Source organism: Actinotalea solisilvae, from assembly GCF_016464425.1.
Classification (GTDB): domain Bacteria; phylum Actinomycetota; class Actinomycetes; order Actinomycetales; family Cellulomonadaceae; genus Actinotalea; species Actinotalea solisilvae.
The window spans coordinates 200982-218707 of the sequence record NZ_JADDKQ010000001.1; the positions used below are offsets into that span (position 1 = coordinate 200982).

Here is a 17726-nt window from a genome sequence, read left to right on the forward strand (position 1 = left end):
GCCGGCTGCCTCATGTCGCGCGGCTGACGAGAGCAGAGCAGGACGAATGGCGACAGGACGATCATGGCGAAGCTCGCGCATCGTCGTCGTCACTGCCTCCGCTGCGGCGATCTCGCGGGACGAGGCCACCTTCGCATCCCTCCGTACCACCTCGATGTGAGCACGACCCACGCCTTCGACGCCCCTCCACGACGGTCACGGCCGCGTCGGAGGCCGCTCACCCTGCTCGGCGTCGTCGGCGAGCTGCTCGTGACACTCGGCGCGCTGCTCGGGCTGTTCGTCGTGTGGCAGCTGTGGTGGACCGATGTCGTGGCGGCACAGGAGCAGGAGGCGGCGCTCCGCGAGCTCGACTGGGTCGTGGACACGCGGCCGGAGACGCGGCACGCGGACGACCACGCGCTCCCGGCGCCTCGGTCGCGTGACCTCGGCGCACCACCGGTCCTGGCCGAGCCAGCTGTCGGCGCGACCTTCGCCACGCTGCGGGTTCCCCGGTGGGGCACGGACTACCTTCGCGCCGTGAGCCAGGGCAGCTCCCGGGAGGTGCTCGACGAGCTCGGAATCGGGCACTACGAGGGCACAGCGATGCCAGGGGGCCTCGGCAACTTCGCGATCTCGGGGCACCGGACCACCTACAACAAGCCGTTCAACCGGATCGAGGAGCTGCAGGTCGGTGATCCGCTCATCGTGCAGACGGCCGACACCTGGTTCGTGTACCGGGTGAGCGGGATGGAGATCGTCTCTCCGGACCAGGTCGAGGTGATCGCGCCGGTGCCGAACTCACCCGGCAGCGTGCCGAGCGTCGCCATGATGACGCTGACGACGTGCCACCCGATGTACTCGGCGCGACAGAGGTACGTCGTCTACTCGGTCCTGGAGTACTGGATGCCCGTCTCGCAAGGCGTGCCGCCGGAGGTCGATCTGGTCCCGCCCCTCGAGTGACCGCCCGGAGCCGCGCCAACCCGAGAGGGACGATCAAGATCTGATGCAGTTCCGCTGAGGGGCAGCCGGACTCGCGGCGCAAGCGCAGCGCCCGCTGCACCATGGTCAGATGCCGACTCGCGCCCACGCACGCATCATGACGGTCCTCGTCGTGGCCCCCCTGCTCCTGGCATCCGCCGCCGCCGCGTCCGGCGCCCCGGGCGCGGATGACGACAGCGCACGCAACCGCGCCCAACAGGAGTCGGTCGGCCTCTCGGTGGCCGAGATCGACGAGCTTCTGGAGGACACCGACGCGGCTCTCGTCGCCGTGTACGCGGAGCTTGAGGTGCTCAACGCCCAGGTGCCGGTTGCCGAGGCGGAACTTGCGACGGCCCAGGCCCTGGTCGACCAGCTCCAGCGGGAGGCGAGCATCCTCGCGGAGCGGCTCGACGCGGCGGAGGCCGAGCAGGCGGGGCTCGTTGCCGCGAGCGAAGCCGACGCGGTGAGGGTTGGAGACCTGCGCAGCAACCTGGGGCAGATGGCCCGGGATGCGTTGAAGGGCACACCCGCGGCCACCACGGTCTCCGTCGTACTGGGCTCGTCAGACGTCGACGACCTCACCAGCGGGTTGGCCCTGACCGCGCGCTCGGCCGCCATCCAGGCGCGCACCCTGAGACAGCTGCAGGAGGTCGGTGGGATCAACCGCAACCGTGCTGCCCGGCTGGACGCCGTACGCGACGAGATCGCCGTGCTGAAGGCGGACGCAGACGCGACCCTCGCCGCCGCGGACGCCGCTCGCCAGGCCGCACAGGTCCGGGCCGACGAGCTGGCGGCGATGGTCGAACGCCAGCAGGCGAGCATCACGGCCCTCGAGACGCAGCGCGCTGCTCAGCTCTCCGAGAGGGACCGCTATGCGGCGCAGCAGGCTGCGCTGCAGGCAGAGCTCGCGGCCATCGTCAGAGCCGAGGCGGAGGCGCGCACCGCGGCGGGGCCCGCAGCGGCCCCTGGCGCGCAGCCTGCACAAGTCGGCGCTCCCCCCAACTCGGCACCCGGACCGCGTGGCGGCGTCCTTGCTTATCCGAGTCCGATGGAGACCCCGGTGATCACGTCGCCCTACGGCTGGCGGATCCACCCCATCTACGGCTACCGCAAGCTGCACGCCGGCACTGACTTCCGCGCCTACTGCGGCACGCCCATCATCGCCGCGGCTGCGGGCACCGTGCAGTGGGCCAAGTCGGTCGGCGGCTTCGGCAACCAGGTGATGCTCAACCACGGCCAGCAGAACGGTCGATCCCTGATGACGAGCTACAACCACCTGTCGACCTTCGCGGTGAGCTCAGGCCAGATCGTCGCGCAGGGCGATGTGGTGGGGTACTCGGGCACGACGGGCACCTCGACGGCGTGCCACCTCCACTTCGAAACGTATGTCGACGGGACGGCGGTCGATCCCGAGACGCTCTTCTGAGACGGCGGCTGCGCGGCCGCTTCTATGAAGCCTCGATGAAGATGTACGACGAGGAGGGCGCCGTCATCGAGACTCCACACGGCGCGACGTACGATCCGGCCTGGCGCGCTCGGTGCCGTCCACCACGCACGGAACCGTGCACAGCATTGGAGATGCCCATGAGCTCCCGAAGCAAGCGCCCGACCCAGGACGCCGAACGGCAGGCGCGCCTCGCCGCACTGCGTGAGGCCCAGCAGAAGGCCGACCGTCGCCGCCGGATCATTCTCGTCATCGCGGGCGCTGCCGTCGCCTTCGCTCTGATCGTCCCGACCGCGATCGTGCTGATGAACCAGACACGCCGCACCGCCGAGGTCGAGGCCGCCGCCGAGGCTCCCATCGAGGGCGAGGAGCAGGTCGAGGTGCCGTCGGCGACGCATGTCGCCGAGCCGGTGCCCTACGAGACCGTGGCACCGACCGCGGTTGCCGGTGGCTCTCTGCCGCCGCTCGGTGGCGACCATGACCCTGTGGTGCAGAACTGCGGCTTCTACACGGCGCCGGTGCGCAACGAGAACGCCGTGCACTCGCTGGAGCACGGTGCCGTCTGGCTCACCTACCAGGAGGGCCTGGACGCCGCCGCGGTGGAGCGGCTGCGGGCACTGGCGGAGGACAACTCCTACGTGCTTGCCTCGCCCTACGCCGACCTCGCGGCGCCGGTGGTCGCCACGGCGTGGGGTGTGCAGGTGGCGCTCGACTCGGTGGACGACGAGCGCCTGGCGCCGTTCGTCGAGCGGTACCAGCAGGGTGAGCAGACTCCCGAGCCGGGCGCCCCCTGCTCGGGCGGCATCGGAGAGTGACGCCGCGCGCCGGTCGCCCGAGCGAGCGACCGGCGCAGCCCGCCTCGATCAGTGGTCGTCGTCGTGCCCGTCACCGTGGGCGTCATCGCTGCCCGGCGCCGCGGCGGCGTAGTCCGGGAACTCGACCCGTGCACGCGACGGTGCGGAACCCGGCATCGGCACGGCGCTGAACGAGATGCCGTTGGGCTTGTCGCCGACCGGCACCGTAGCAACGGCCCGGTTCGTCGTGAGATCGATGACCGACACCGTGTCGTCGTAGAGATTGGTGACCCACGCCATGACGCCGGTCGGATCGATGACGACGCCGTGCGGACCGGACCCCGTCATGATGCTCGCCGTGAGCGACATGTCGGTCGGATCGATGACCGACACCGTCGTGCCCGGTGCTGCCTCGCTGCCCTGGTCCGCCGAGAGCAGCGTCTCCCCGTCGGCCGTGAGGTAGAGCTGGACGGGCGCGCTCGGGACGTCGACCGTCGCAACGACAGCACGCTCCTCGAGGTCGACCTTCGCAACCGCGCTGTCGCCGGCGAGGCTGACATAGGCGTAGCGCCCACCGGGCTCGACCGCGACCTGGACCGGTGAGGCACCCACCGGGATGCTCGCACGGACCGACATCGCCTGCGTGTCGACCACGTCGATCGTGCCCGCGCCCGTGTTCGCCACGACGAGCGTCGCGCCGTCCGCCGTGCCGCGAAGACCGTGCGGGCCCTCGCTCAACCCCACGGTGCCGAGCGGCGCGAGGTCGGCGGTCCCGTAGGCGCTCAGCGTGGCGTCCCCGGAATTCGTGACGTACGCCCGGGAGCCGTCCTCGCTGATCACGACGTGCGCCGGCCCCGGCCCGGTGGCTTGCGTGCCCCGCAGCTCCAGGGTCTCGGCGTCGATGGCGACGACGGCGTTCTTGTGGCCGCTCACGGCCCAGACCGTTGCGCCATCAGGGCTCGACTGGACGTTGTGCGGGCTGTCGACACCCTCGACCGTCGCCACGACGCTGCTCGTCGCCACATCGATCGCGCTCAACGTGCCGCCGTCCTCGTTCGCGACCCAGATGGTGCCCGCCAGCTCCGCCGCCGTTGCGGTGGTTTCCGGCTCGCCGACCGCCACGGCACGCGAGTCCTGGGCAGGGCTGCCGCAGGCGGCGAGCACCAGTGCACCGGCCATGGCGATCACCCCGGCCGTGAGCCGTCCGCTGATAGCGCGCTTCATCGTTCTCCTCCATGTCGTCCGGGTCACGTTGACCCTGGACGAGCATCGAGGCCCTTCCCTGCACTAACGCCGCTTGTTCCGTGAAGATCCGTTGAAAATCCCCGCGCGTCCCCGGTGAGCCCGGTCGACTCGCCGTCTTCGCGATCTAGGTGGCCCCAGTGCGAAGGCCAGCCCGCCACCTCGTGGTCTTGTTCCCAGCGACACCCAAAGCTGATCGAAAGTGCGGCCGGATCTTCATCACGCAGAGAAATGCTTGTCGGCGGGAACGCAGCGCACCGCCAGCGCGACGACATCAGAGCGGACGGGGAGAGCCATGGCACGTCGACCACCGAAGAAGCGCTCTCCTGAAGCGCGGCGCGGAGCATCGGCCGGGCGAAGAGGAGCGTCCCCGTCGCCCGCTGTCCCAGCACTTCCACAGGTACCGCGCACGCCGCCCGTGGGCCCAGTCCGCCTCCCGCTGGTGACGTCCGTGCCCTTGACGGGGCACCATCCGCCGGTACCCGCTCCGCTCGCGCAGGCGCGACCGGCCGCTTCGAGTGGTCTGGCCCAGGGCCCGGGCCCCGACGGCGCCGGCACTGGCGCGGGCTCACCACGCAGGCCGGACGCCCGCCCCTCGCCCGGTCCCTCCCCTCTGCCGTCGGCGCACCCGATGCCGACGCTCGCACGGGTAGGCGGCGCAGCAGGCACCGCCGGCGCGCTGGAGTTCGTCAAGACTCCCCTGTCGGCGCTCGGCCAACTGATGCCCCATGCCCTCGGCATGACGTACTGGTTCGACGCGCCGACGACGCCCGGGCCTCACAAGGTCGTGCTGCGACTGACCGGGCGACGACTCGACGTCGACCACGACCGGGTCGCCGCCGACGACTTCGTCACCACCACCACCCTTTCTGGAATCGAGCAGGGCAGCGGGCGGATCGCACTCACCCACCGCGTCGCAGGTAAGGCGGCGGGCAGGTGGCACGTCACCGCCGACGCCGTGGCCCTCCCGGAAGGGGCAGACCACTCCGAGGCCGTGAGACTGCCCTCCGCCGAGCGCGTGGGGGTGTCGACTTTCGCTCCCGTCGCGTTCATGCGCGCCCCCGGCGTGGTGCTCGGCTCCTGGCCGGCCATGGTCGGCCTCGGCGTCCTGCTGGCGCTCGTCGTGCAGAACACCCTTGCGCGGGCGCACGGGCTGCCGCCCGGTCGTCTACTCCTCCTCGCGTTGGTTGCCAGCCTGCTGGGCGCCGTCGGAGCCAGGGCGTACTACCGGCTCACCCACCGCAAGGAGCGCGGCGGCGTGGGCCTCGCGGGCATGAGCGTCCAAGGCTTCGTCATCGTGGCGACGGCGACCTTCGTCGTCGGCGGGGCACTCCAGGGTGCGCCCGTGGGCCACCTGCTGGACGGGACCATCCCGGCCCTGCTCGTCGGTCAGGGGGTCGGTCGGCTCGGCTGCCTTCTCGCGGGGTGCTGCGCCGGTAACCCGACTCTATCCCGCTGGGCCATCTGGTCCTCGGACCGGCGGGTGGCGGCCCGACGGGTGCCGGTCCAGCTGATGGAGTCGGCTGCCGCCGGGGCGCTCGCACTCGTCGCGGCCGTGATCTCAGCTCAGGCCCCATCGCCAGGAGGGCTGCTCTTCGCCGCAGGGGTGGCTGCGTACGTGGCCGTCCGTCAACTGCTGTTCCCGCTGCGCGGCATCCCTCGTAGCACCCCGTACGGACGCCAGGCCACGCTCCTCCTGGCCCTCGTGGTGCTGCTAGGCACGATGCTCGTCGCCCGGCTCACCTGAAACGTCAAGCACCACACGCTTTCGTCAGCGCGGTCGTCGTCCGCGGTGAATCGTCGGGATGGGAGCGACGTGGTCCTTGTGCACGTCTACATCCATGGGTCGCCGTGCGCCTCGTGGCCGCATTGACCGGGGCCGCCCCGATGATCCGGGTGGGTGACCTCCGTCCGCCGTTGCGGTCGGTTTCGGCCACCGGTGGCACACATGACCAGGTACCGGCTGGCCGGCACAGTGCTACCCGCGGTCGTTGACCCGTCTCACGAGCTGCGCGACCGAGGTCCGACCCGGGTCGTAGGCGACGGTTGCGGTCTGCGAGACGGCGCTCGCCTCGACGCCCCGTACCACCGGCTGGCGCAGCAGAGTTCTCTCGATGACGACTCGGAGGGGAATGCACGCCGCCGACCTGCAGCACTGTGGACTGACCGCCCATGATCATCCCCTTGCATGTCGCTCGCTCGGTCCCGGTGGCCGCCTCAGCTGCGCACGAGACGGGCGATGGCGTCCGTGGCCTCCTTGAGCTTGGCGTCCTTCTCGGGTCCGCCGGCTCGTGTGGCGTCGACCAGGCAGTGGCCCATGTGGTCAGCGAGCAGGCCCAGGGCCACGGACTGCAGCGCCCTGGAGGCGGCCGAGACCTGGGTCAGGACGTCGATGCAGTACTTGTCGTCCTCGACCATGCGTGCGATCCCGCGAACCTGGCCCTCGATGCGGCGCAGCCGGATGAGCAGGTCCTGCCGGTCTGTCTCGGTCATCAGGTCCTCCTTGCCTGATAGGGCCCGAGGCGCCACCGATGTCAGGCTCGGTGGCGCCCCGGGGGCTCGCCCGGTCAGCGCTCCGCCGCGGTCGCGTAGCGGGCCGGGTCGGCGCGGAAGCTCTCCGCGCAGTGCTGGGAGCAGAAGTGGTAGGTCTGGCCCCCGTGCTCGGCGGTAGCGGCCGCAGAGGCGGGCTCGATGCTCATCCCGCAGACCGGGTCGGTCACCGTCTGTGGCTTCTCGGACATGGAGTCCTCCGTTCCTTCGTGATCGTCTCTCCCAACCTCCACCACCGGGTCGGTGGCGGGGACCTGGACGGCCTCGGGCAGGGGCCGTGGAGTGAAGGCGCGCAGGCGGTTGGCGTTGGCGACCACCGACAACGAGGACAGCGCCATGGCTGCCGCGGCGATGATCGGGCTGAGCGTCCAGCCGAACGCCGGGTACAGCGCACCCGCCGCGATCGGGATGCCGATCGCGTTGTACATGAACGCGAAGACCAGGTTCTGGCGGATGTTGCGCATGGTGGCGCGGGACAGATCCACCGCGGTGACCAGGCCGGACAACGCGCCCGAGATCAGCGTGATGTCGGAGGACTCGATGGCCACGTCGGTGCCGGTGCCGATCGCCGACCCGACGTCGGCCTGGGCCAGCGCAGGTGCATCGTTGATGCCGTCCCCGACCATGCCGACCACCCGCCCCTCGGCTTGGAGCCGCTTGACCTCGGCCGCCTTGTGCTCGGGCATCACCTCGGCCACCACACGTGTGATGCCGACCTGACGAGCGATCGCTGCTGCGGTGGCCCGGTTGTCCCCGGTCATCATGATCACTTCGATCCCGCGCTTGCGCAGCGCGACGATGGCAGCCGTCGAGCCGTCCTTGAGGGTGTCAGCCACGCCGATTACCCCGGCGAAGCGCCCGTCGACGACCACGAACATCGGCGTCCTGCCGTCCGCAGCGAGCCGGTCCGCCTCACGGGCGGGGGCGGCGACACCGGCGCTGTCCAGCAGGCGCCGGTTCCCCACGAGCACCTCGCGGCCGCGAACCAGGGCGCGCACACCTTGACCGGTCACCGAGTCGAAGGCGTTGACCTCCGGCAGCTGGATCCCCCTATCAAGTGCGCCCGTGACGATCGCCGCGGCCAGCGGGTGCTCGGAGGAGCGCTCCACGGCCGCGACCAGGGTGAGGAGCTCGACCTCGGTGAGCCCATCTGCGGGCAGCACGTCGGTCAGCGCCGGGGCGCCCTTGGTGATCGTGCCGGTCTTGTCGAGCACGACGGTGTCAAGCTTGTGCGCTGTCTCCAGCGCCTCGGCCGAACGGATGAGGATGCCGGCCGTGGCGCCCTTGCCGGTACCGACGGTGATCGACAGCGGTGTTGCCAGCCCCAGGGCACAGGGGCAGGCGATGATGAGCACCGACACGGCCGCCACCAGGGCGAAGACCGAGGCCGGCGGGGGGCCTACCAGTGCCCAGATCACGAACGTCCAGACCGCGATTCCCATGACCGCCGGGACGAAGTAGCTCGAGACCCGGTCCACCAGTCGCTGGATGGGTGCCTTGGAGCCTTGCGCCTGGCGCACGAGGCGGATGATCTGCGCCAGCATCGTGTCGGCGCCGACCTTGGTCGCGTTGTACCGGAATGCTCCGGTCTGGTTGATCGTCGCGCCGATCACGGGGTCACCCGGGCCCTTGGTCACCGCGATCGGCTCACCGGTCACCATGGACTCGTCGACCGCGGACGTCCCCTCCACCACCTCCCCGTCCACGGGCAGCTTCTCGCCGGGCCGGACCACCACCACGTCACCCACGAGCACTTCGTCGATCGGCACCTCGCGCTCGTCGCCGGCACGGATCACTCGTGCGGTGCGCGGCTGCAGGCCGATGAGTGTCCGGATCGCCTCTCCGGTGCCGGCCTTGGCCTTGGTCTCCAGCAGCCGGCCGACGAGGATCAGAGTGATGATGACGCCGACCGCCTCGTAGTACACCTCCCGGGTCTCCTCCGGCAGCAGGCCTGGGGCGAACGTCACCACCAGGCTGTAACCGAAGGCCGCGATCGTGCCGAGCGTGATCAGCGAGTTCATGTCCGCGGTGCGGTGTGACAGCGCCAGCCAACCCGTCTTGTGGATGGGCCAGCCGGTGTAGAGCATCACCGGGGCGATGAGCACCATCTGGAGCCACGGGTTCATCAGGGCGTCCGGAACCCACATGGCCGTGAAGAACTCCATCGCCATCACCGCGACCAGGACGGGGAGGGTCAGCACGGCTCCGGCCAGCACCCGGCGGCGCAGATCGACGATCTCGGCTGCCCGCTCCCGCTCCTCGGAGTCGCCATCCTCGCTCCCGTCGGACACCGACACCAAGGGCCCCCGGGGACCTGTCCCGTGGCCGGCGGCGCCATGCTCGAGCGCACCGGCGCCCGCCACGTCGTCGTAGCTGAGCCGTGGCTCGGTGACAACACCGAGAGTCCCGGCCTGCCCGGACACGGGGTTCACGACTCGCACGCGGCCGTGCAGCATGTTCATCCCGCAGGCGAAGCCGTAGTCGCCGGCCACAGTGGGCGTGAACTCGACGGCGGTCCTCGCGTTCGCCGGCAGACTTTGGTTGATCTTGAAGTCAGGGAGCACCACACGCGAGGAGCAGTCGCCCGTCTCTTGGCGGTCGAACAGCAAGCGCACGGGAACCCCGGCCACGACCTCGACGAGGTCAGGGCTGTATCCGCCCCGCACGGTGACGACGACCTGCTGCAACCCGTCCGTCACGTCCGCCCGACGAGACTTCTTCGGGCCGAAGAAGTACCACCCAAGCAACACCGTGAGCAGGACGCCCACGACCACCGCTGACGCCTCAAAGCCGCTCATCTCGACACCTGCCCAGTCCCGGTCAAGCCCGGCCTCGTAGTGAAGAACCCTGCTTCCACGACCGCGTCCTGCACGGCCTGCCGATCGGGCATCGACGCCCCGACGACCACCAGGCGTGACGCCCCGTCGGTCACGAGCTCGACCTTGACTGACCGCACACCCGCCAAGGAGCGAACCTGGTCCATCAACTCGGCCAGGCATGCTCCGCACGTCAGGCCCCACACTTGATAGCTGTTCCGTCTCACGGCACTACCTCCCATACCCCCAGTGGGTATGAGCCCATGTAACGCCCACTGCTTCTGGAAAGCCCCCCTGAAGCGATAGAGGTTCGATGAAGAACGGTCCACTCACGGTGACGCCTTGCCGACATGCGCCAAGCACCACTGCAACGGGCCTTGACGACCTGACCTGCTCGTGGTTCGAGGCGGAGAGGTCAGCTCAGGTTCTCGAAGGCAGGCGCCCGCTCGCCTCGGGCGGACCGAGCGCGCCGCCCGCACATCGGTTCTGCTGCCATTCGCCGATCGGGCGTGCGGGACGGGCCCCCGAGTCACGGCGCGTCGAGGCCATCGCCCTGAGTCGCTCGCTGCGGTGCCGTGCGGGCCCATGGAGTGAGAGGTCGGAGCCTGGCGAGCCGACCTTTCCGCCGGCCTCGCGCAAACCGTCCTACGGAGCTTTTGGCGCCCAAGGATCAGGGAAGGACGCTTCACCCCCCTGAACCGGACGGGATGTGGAGGTCGAGGGTGTCCCTACTGGGTGACGAAGTTGGTGAAGACAACGTCCATGACCTCTCCGCCGTACGCTTCCGAAATCAGGGACACGAGCTGCGATTTGAGCGCCGCACGACCCTCAGCGTTGCTGACCTCCTCGAGCGTCCGGCCTGAGAGCACCGCGATCGCGATGTCGAGCGCCTTGGACGGCTCGATCTCCTCCTCGACCTCGGCGGTGAGCTGTAGACCCAACCCGACCAGGAGATAGCGGCCCTCCGCGAGGTTCAGGCTGATCGGCTCGAGGACTTGCACGACGCCCGGTTCGGGGACGTTCTCAGCGATTGCGACGTCGTTGCTCGCCCCAGGACCGGTCAGAAACCAGTAGCCGGCTCCGCCTCCGAGCGCTGCGAAGACCAGTGTCAGGAGAACGAGCCGCTTCCGCGTCCGGCGGGCAGGCGTGGTAGCTGCCTTCCCTAGGGTCGCCGCGGGCTCGGCCCGTCCCGGGATCTTCTGCTTGTTCGCGATCACGCGTTGTTGGGTCGTCATGAGCCGCATCCTTCGTCGGGACCCCTGAACCGGGGAACTCACCACACGGGTCGACAACCCGGGCTCGAGCGTGAGCAGCTCGCTGATGAAGGTTCGATTGAAGCCACTGACCAAGGCTGACGAACCCGACCCCGTACGACCGCACTTCGCCCGACGAGCCCCGGCATGCCGCCGGTGGCCGAGGCCAGCGCCGCGGGGGCGCGCGGAACCTGTCCGTCTGGCAGGCGGGCGCCCCTCGGCATCGAATTGCAACCACCTGACCGTGGGCGCTGCGGCGTGACACCAGCTCACGGGCGACATCAGCTAGCGGACGGGCACGACGCCGGGCCTTTGGCTGTTTTGACGCAAGCGGCGGGCACCTTCATCAAACCTTGTCCGCTAGCCAGGCGTTTCCGCAGTGTGAGTGCCCCAACCTGAGGATGCTCATGGCCGGCTCGACTAAGGAGGGCCCATCACCCGCCAAGACGCGCAGGAGTGCGCCTCCCTTTCCGACTGCCTGCTGTCCGACGGCGCGGCCTCGCGCAGTGCACGGCGAACCGTGGAGCCGACATGCGCTCGTAGCGCATGAGACAGGATGACGGTTCGCCGGGGCTCTATCTCCGGCGGCGCGACCTTCACGGGTCCGGACGACGCAGGCGTCCAAGGGCTGACCGCGCGCCCTGGCCGCGGCAGCTCGCGCGCGTGGCGCTTGTCGGGGCCATGGTGCTGTCGACCGTCGCGTTCGCGGCTCGACCCTTCGAACCACCGGCCGAGTTGCCAACCTCCGCTCCACCGCAGGGCCTCACCGCCTACGAAGTGCTGAGCAGCGACGCACGGCCCACGGAGGGCGGCGAAGCGGTGCTGGCCGACCATGGCACCGCCCCCCTGGCGGACCGAGCGGCGTTCTCCGTGTCGCGCTCAGCCGACCGTGCTCCGCTGGGTTGCAGCGGGATCGTGACGGAGACAGGGCCCAACGGACGTCTGCCGGACTCGGCGCTCTGTGACCTGTGGCAGGCGCCATTCCGCGACCGGCCAGATGCCGTCGTGGCCCTCTTCGAGCTGAACGACGCGTTCCGGGCTGCCTTCGGCAGCGACATGTGCCTGAGCTCGGCCTACCGCGACTTCGAGGAGCAGCTCGCGCTCGACGCGCGGAAGGGCGGCCTCGCGGCACCAGCCGGCGCGAGCAATCACGGGTGGGGCCTGGCCATCGACCTGTGCGAGAGCGCCTACACCGGGGAGCGAGGGCGGTGGCTGCACGATGTTGGCCCCATCTTCGGCTGGGAGAACCCTGACTGGGCACATGCCGGTGGTGCCGGCCCGTTCGAACCCTGGCACTGGGAGTTCGCCGACGCCGTCGCCGCGCTGGAGACACGGGGAGCCTCATGACCGCGCCACAGCGGTTCAGCTCCGCGATCCATGAAGGTCTGCTGAAGGTCTCCCCGCGGGGGACCTCTAGCGCCGGCGAACCTCTCCCCTCCTCGTACGGTCGCTCCTGCCCATGCAGGGTGGGCTGCCGTCACGCGAGGAGCACCATGAGGATCATCGTCTGCGTCAAGCACGTGCCCGACCCGCAGTCGGACCGTTCCTTTACCGAGGATGGCCACCTCGATCGCACCGCCGGTGACGGCTCCATGAACGAGATGGACGAGTACGCCGTCGAGGCGGCCCTCGCCCTCGCCGACGCCCGGGGCGCACGCGTCACGGCCGTGACGATGGGTCCGCCCGAGGCAGAGGACGCCGTGCGCCGCGCACTGCAGATGGGAGCGGACGACGCCGTTCTGGTCACGGACCCCGCGCTCGCCGGCTCTGACCTCTTCTCCACGGCGGCCGTGCTCGGCGCCGTCGTCACCAAGCTCGCGGCCGAGGAGCCCGTCGACCTCGTCCTGACCGGGACGGTGGCTCTCGATGCGCTCTCGGGCGTGATGCCGGCCCTGCTGGCCGCTGAGCTGGCACTGCCGTGCCTCACGCTCGCCACCGAAGTGGCGCTCGTCAACAGCAGCGTGCGGATCAAACGTGAGGGAGAGACCGTGGAGATCCTTGAGGCTCCCCTCCCCGCCGTGGTCTCCGTGACCGACCGCGCCAACAGTCCTCGCTTCCCCGACTTCAGGCGGATCGTCGCCGCTCGCAAGAAGCCGGTCACCACGTGGTCGCTCGCCGATCTTCCGCTCGACCCGTCCGCCGTGGGAGCAGCCGCCGCGCGCACCCACGTCGTCGCGGCGGCAGCCCGTCCTCCACGAACCGCCGCACTTCTCCTGGCCGACGACGGAACAGCCGGCGCAGTCCTCGCCGACTACCTCATCAAGAACGGACTCGCATGATGCCGACCGCAGCCCCGATCCTCGCCGTCCTCGCTGGACACGAGGGCCTCACTCCCACGGACCGAGAGCTGCTGACCCTCGCGCGAAGGCTCGGCGTGGGGCACGCCGTATGGCCCGGCTCGGGCAGCGAGGCACCCGCCGAGCTGTGCGCGCTTCACGGCGCGAGCGCCACTCACGTTCTCGCGGGTGGTTCCTCGGACTCGCTTTCGGCGGACTCGACCGCGGCGCTCGTCGCGGCCGTCGCCCGCGAGGTCGGGGCGAACGTGGTCCTGCTCGCGTCCGGCCCGTCCGCGCGGGAGGTCGCGGCCCTGTCCGCGCGTCTCCTTGGGGCTGGGCTGGTCCTGGATGCCAGCGAGATCCGCATCGGGGCCGACGACCACGTCAGCGCGGTGCGTTCGGCGCTCTCGGCAACCTGGGACGTCCACATCCACGTGAAGCGCCCTGCTGCCGTCGTGACGGTGGCGCCCAACTCGGTCACCAGGATCGAGGCCGACGACGCCCGCGCCGCGCGGCTGGTCGAGCACGCCGTCGACATCGCGCAGCCGTCCGCCGTCACGGTGATCGAACGTCATCGTCCAGACGTCTCGGAGGGGCCCGACCTGGCACGGGCATCGGTGGTCGTGGCGGGTGGACGAGGCACGAACGGGGACTTCAGAGCCGTACGGGAGCTCGCCGAGCTGCTCGGCGGCGCGGTGGGCTCGACCCGAGTCGCCACCGATGAAGGGTGGATCGCCCCAGCGACGCAGATCGGCCAGACCGGTCTGACCGTCGCACCACGGCTGTACATCGGTGCAGGCGTGTCCGGCGCGGTGCACCACCGCGGCGGGATGCAGGCCGCCGGGACGATCGTCGCGATCAACACGGATCGCGAGGCGCCCATCTTCGAGATCGCGGATGTCGGAGTTGTGGGCGACCTGCACACCGTCCTTCCTCAGCTCACGGCGGAGCTGAGGCGCCGACGGGGATGATGGACGCAGCTATCCACGCCCGCGAATGCGTGGTTGAAGACGGCGGGATGTGCCCGGGCTAAGCCATGACCGCGGCCGTCGTCGCTGCGAGCCACAAGCACGCACCGGCGAGCAGGATCCATCGGAACGCGGAGTGGATCAGGAAGTTGACCACCACCATGAGTCCCATGCCGACAGCTCCAGAGGCAAGCAGCGCGATGACCGCCGCCAGGTTTCCCTGACGTACCGCGGTCACGGCGGTGAACACCGTCAGAACACCAGACGCGAGAGCGTGGCCGCCCAGGACGACGAAGACGCGACGCAGCCACGTCTGCAGTCGCGGTAGGAGAGCGTCGATCTCGCGCTGCTCCCGGTCGAGGTACCGCAGATCCTCAGGCAGGAGCGGCGGGCGGGCGACGACGAAGAAGATCCCGATCCCGACCAGCACCACGCCCGCGCCGGCGAAGAGCCACGCAGCGGCCGTCATGCCCGACCCGGCCAGTCGTGCGCTCCCCGTACCTGCGTCCCGAGCGCCACCACGCCTCCGAGCGTCACGAGGGCTGCTCGTCCAGTGCGACCGCGAGCATGTCTTCCCGCGGGACGACCTTCATCCGCTCGCGGCCGCGCAGCTCGCCCAACGACCGCTCGTAGGCGTCCAGCAGCATCCATCCGGACCACTCGACGTAGCGGACGCCGCGCTCCATGAGCAGCGCCCGCACGGCAGCCTCGCTCCGCTCGGGCGCTCGAGGCAGCTCGCCGACGTCGGAGACCAGGTGCTTGATCGTCTCTGCGGCGTCAGACTTCGTGTGCCCGATGAGGCCCACCGGGCCGCGCTTGATCCAGCCGGTCGTGTAGACCCCGGCGATCGGTGCTCCCGCGCGCGTCGTCACCCTCCCCTCGTCGTTGGGGATCACGCCGGCGACCTCGTCGAACGGCAGGCCGGGCAGCGGCGAGCCGAAGTAGCCGACCGCCCGGTAGACGGCCTCGACCGGCCAGTCGTGCAGCTGGCCGGTCCCCGCGACGGACCCGTCGCCGGTGAGCACGGTGCGCTCGGTCCGCAGGCCCTCGACCCGGTCCTCGCCGAGCACCGCGACGGGCTTGTGCAGGAAGTGCAGGTGGATGCGCCGGCTCGCGGTCAGCTCCTCCGGCTCCTTGAGCGTCCAGTCGGTGAGGGTCTTGACGACCTGCTTGGTCTGGTTGGACGAGTGGATCGCCGCCATCGACCCCTCGTCGAAGTCGAAGTCCTCGGGGTAGACGATGACGTCGACGTCGCGCACGTGGCCGAGCTCGCGCAGCTCCAGGGGGCTGAACTTCACCTGCGCCGGCCCGCGTCGCGCGAAGACGTGCACGTCGGTCACCGGGCTCGCCAGGAGGCCCTGGTGGACGTTGTCCGGGATCTCGGTGGGCAGCAGGTCCTGGGGGTGCTTGGCCAGGATGCGGGCGACGTCGAGCGCGACGTTGCCCGCCCCGATCACGGCGACGGTCCGGGCCTCGAGCGGCCACGTCCGCGGCACGTCGGGGTGCCCGTCGTACCAGGACACGAAGTCGGCCGCCCCGAACGAGCCCGCCAGGTCGATGCCGGGGATCGGCAGCTCGGCGTCGCGGATCGCGCCGGTCGAGAAGATCACGGCGTCGTAGAACCGCCGCAGGTCGTCCAGGTCCAGGTCCGTGCCGTAGTCGACGTTGCTCAGCAGCCGGATGTCGCCGCGGTCGAGGATCTTGTGCAGCGCCACGATGATCTGCTTGATCCGCGGGTGGTCCGGCGCGACCCCGTAGCGGACGAGGCCGAACGGCGCGGGCAGACGCTCGAACAGGTCGATCGAGACCTCGAGGCCGGCCTTGGACAGGATGTCGGCGGCGTAGATGCCGGCCGGTCCCGCGCCGACGACGGCCACGCGAGCGGGGCCCACGTGCTCGTCGACGGGCGGCTCCGGAGCGGCGCACTGGGTGGGTCTCATCGAGGCGTCTCCAACAGGTTGCGGTCGGTCATGGTGCGCGTCGGGAACTGGACCTCACATGCGGTGGGCCATCGGGAGCAGGAACATCCAGACGTTCACGGCGCCGAGCAGGGCGATGATGACGACGAAGGGCATGACGGTCGCGCGGCGACGGGCGGCGGTCTGGTAGCGGCGGTGGGCGATCCGGCGTGCGGTGTAGATGGACCCGGCGATGCCCAGGGCGAGCAGTGCGAACTGCAGGATCTGGATCGTGCCGGCGCTGACGAGGGCGGGGTCGCCGGTCGCGGTGGAGCCGAACAGGGCGGCGGTCGTGTAGTAGACCGAGCCGCCCTCGGCGAGCAGGTGGAACAGGTTGTGCGCCAGGTGGCCGGCGACGTCGAGCGGGATGAGCGCGTACCCGAACCGCGCGAAGTTCATCTTCGTCGTCTCCAGGTTCCTGCCGGCCGCCACCTTGGAGGCGACCGCGAGGAGCCCCACCGGGACAGTCACCGCGACCGCGAACGCGACCGTGAAGATGACCGGGTAGCTGGTGATCCCCGTCGTCGCGGCGATCCAGGCCAGGACGTCCTGCCAGACCTCGAGCATGGTGATGTTCTGGATGAGGACGATGCCCATGATCGCCATCGCGAGGTAGGACTGCTCGAGCTTCGGCTTGGTGATGAACCACAGCTCGGAGGTCGGCTTGCGGAGCCGGACCTGGATGGCGTCGTTGGGGCAGCTCTTGATGCAGTTGGCGCACAGGTTGCAGTTCGCCGAGTCCTCCATCGTGCGGGGGAACGTGAACAGAGGGCAGCCGGCGACCTTCTCGTTGCCGTTGTAGCAGACGGCCTTGGCCTTGCAGGTCTTGCAGATCGCCGAATCCGCGCGGAGCTCGACCATGCCGACACGGGCGTAGTTGCCCGACAGCCCCCCGAGGAAGCACAGGTACCGGCAGAAGGTGCGGCGCTGGAACAGCGCGCCGGACGCGATCACCGCCGTGGTGAGGATCAGCAGGAGCACGCCCGAGCCCCAGGGCGACTCGACCACGCCCCAGACGTGGTCGGCCCACGTGATGAAGAGGAAGGACGCGTCGATGATCCAGATGCCGTAGTTCTTGAGGAAGTTGGGCACCGGCCGGTTGACGCCGACCCACTTCTGCGCGAAGTCCGAGATGGCACCGAACGGGCACACGGCGCACCAGAACCGGCCGAGCAGCACGAACACGATCGGGATCACCGGCCACCACAGCACCCACATGAGTGCGGTGCCGGCGTTCTCGTGGGCGACGTCGGGACCCACCAGCAGCTGGAAGGCGACCAGTCCGAACACGGCCGCGACGGGGATCTGCAGGATCTTGGGGTACCAGCCGCTGCGCAGCGTGCGCGCCACCCACGGGATGGTCATGAGGTTGCGCCCGACGGGCGGGGGCGTGGTGTCCGGGCCGGCGAGGTCCGGGTCCGGCACGGGCGCCGGGGCGTCCGTCAGGGTGGGGGCGGTCATGGTGGTC

At 70.1% G+C, this 17726-nt stretch carries 14 protein-coding genes; 7 read left to right on the forward strand and 7 right to left on the reverse strand.

Annotated elements, in window-relative coordinates:
- Window positions 1-156: 156 nt before the first annotated feature.
- The 3 genes from JIG38_RS00870 to JIG38_RS00880 all read left to right on the forward strand — a co-directional run bounded on the left by JIG38_RS00870 (window position 157) and on the right by JIG38_RS00880 (window position 3216).
- Window positions 157-939: a class E sortase gene (locus JIG38_RS00870; protein ID WP_307844411.1), complete on the forward strand. Its 783-nt coding sequence runs from the start codon at window positions 157-159 to the stop codon at window positions 937-939.
- Between the two features lie 136 nt (window positions 940-1075).
- Window positions 1076-2383, forward strand: a complete 1308-nt coding sequence (locus JIG38_RS00875; RefSeq protein ID WP_199421610.1) for a M23 family metallopeptidase — start codon at window positions 1076-1078, stop codon at window positions 2381-2383.
- Window positions 2384-2418: 35 nt separating this feature from the next.
- Window positions 2419-3216: a thioredoxin-like domain-containing protein gene (locus JIG38_RS00880; RefSeq protein WP_233404119.1), complete on the forward strand. Its 798-nt coding sequence runs from the start codon at window positions 2419-2421 to the stop codon at window positions 3214-3216.
- Between the two features lie 48 nt (window positions 3217-3264).
- Here JIG38_RS00880 and JIG38_RS00885 read toward each other — a convergent pair whose 3' ends face one another.
- A complete protein-coding gene (locus JIG38_RS00885; protein WP_199421611.1) occupies window positions 3265-4419 on the reverse strand; it encodes a YVTN family beta-propeller repeat protein in 1155 nt (384 codons plus the stop codon).
- Window positions 4420-5068: 649 nt separating this feature from the next.
- On the opposite strand from JIG38_RS00885, the gene JIG38_RS00890 reads away from it, so the two are divergent.
- Window positions 5069-6184: a prolipoprotein diacylglyceryl transferase family protein gene (locus JIG38_RS00890; protein WP_199421612.1), complete on the forward strand. Its 1116-nt coding sequence runs from the start codon at window positions 5069-5071 to the stop codon at window positions 6182-6184.
- A 470-nt stretch (window positions 6185-6654) separates the two neighbouring features.
- Here JIG38_RS00890 and JIG38_RS00895 read toward each other — a convergent pair whose 3' ends face one another.
- From JIG38_RS00895 to JIG38_RS00910, 3 genes are all read right to left on the reverse strand, one after another.
- Window positions 6655-6930 (reverse strand): metal-sensitive transcriptional regulator, encoded by a 276-nt coding sequence (locus JIG38_RS00895; protein WP_199421613.1) that lies wholly within the window; start codon window positions 6928-6930, stop codon window positions 6655-6657.
- Between the two features lie 74 nt (window positions 6931-7004).
- A complete protein-coding gene (locus tag JIG38_RS00900) occupies window positions 7005-9785 on the reverse strand; it encodes a heavy metal translocating P-type ATPase (protein ID WP_199421614.1) in 2781 nt (926 codons plus the stop codon).
- Window positions 9786-10531: 746 nt separating this feature from the next.
- Window positions 10532-11038, reverse strand: coding sequence for a flagellar basal body-associated FliL family protein (locus JIG38_RS00910; RefSeq protein WP_199421616.1), 507 nt, complete (start codon window positions 11036-11038; stop codon window positions 10532-10534).
- Window positions 11039-11719: 681 nt separating this feature from the next.
- Here JIG38_RS00910 and JIG38_RS00915 point away from each other — a divergent pair.
- From JIG38_RS00915 to JIG38_RS00925, 3 genes are all read left to right on the forward strand, one after another.
- Complete coding sequence (locus tag JIG38_RS00915; RefSeq protein ID WP_199421617.1) at window positions 11720-12403, forward strand: M15 family metallopeptidase; 684 nt, start codon at window positions 11720-11722, stop codon at window positions 12401-12403.
- Window positions 12404-12549: 146 nt separating this feature from the next.
- Complete coding sequence (locus JIG38_RS00920; protein ID WP_199421618.1) at window positions 12550-13335, forward strand: electron transfer flavoprotein subunit beta/FixA family protein; 786 nt, start codon at window positions 12550-12552, stop codon at window positions 13333-13335.
- On the forward strand, window positions 13332-14303 hold the full coding sequence (locus tag JIG38_RS00925; RefSeq protein WP_199421619.1) for an electron transfer flavoprotein subunit alpha/FixB family protein: 972 nt from the start codon (window positions 13332-13334) through the stop codon (window positions 14301-14303). The genes JIG38_RS00920 and JIG38_RS00925 overlap by 4 nt, the downstream gene beginning before the upstream one ends.
- 58 nt (window positions 14304-14361) lie before the next feature.
- Here JIG38_RS00925 and JIG38_RS00930 read toward each other — a convergent pair whose 3' ends face one another.
- The 3 genes from JIG38_RS00930 to JIG38_RS00940 all read right to left on the reverse strand — a co-directional run bounded on the left by JIG38_RS00930 (window position 14362) and on the right by JIG38_RS00940 (window position 17719).
- On the reverse strand, window positions 14362-14769 hold the full coding sequence (locus JIG38_RS00930) for a hypothetical protein (protein WP_199421620.1): 408 nt from the start codon (window positions 14767-14769) through the stop codon (window positions 14362-14364).
- 64 nt (window positions 14770-14833) lie between these two features.
- A complete protein-coding gene (locus JIG38_RS00935; RefSeq protein ID WP_199421621.1) occupies window positions 14834-16240 on the reverse strand; it encodes an FAD-dependent oxidoreductase in 1407 nt (468 codons plus the stop codon).
- A 54-nt stretch (window positions 16241-16294) separates the two neighbouring features.
- Window positions 16295-17719, reverse strand: a complete 1425-nt coding sequence (locus tag JIG38_RS00940) for a 4Fe-4S binding protein (RefSeq protein ID WP_199421622.1) — start codon at window positions 17717-17719, stop codon at window positions 16295-16297.
- Window positions 17720-17726: the final 7 nt, after the last annotated feature.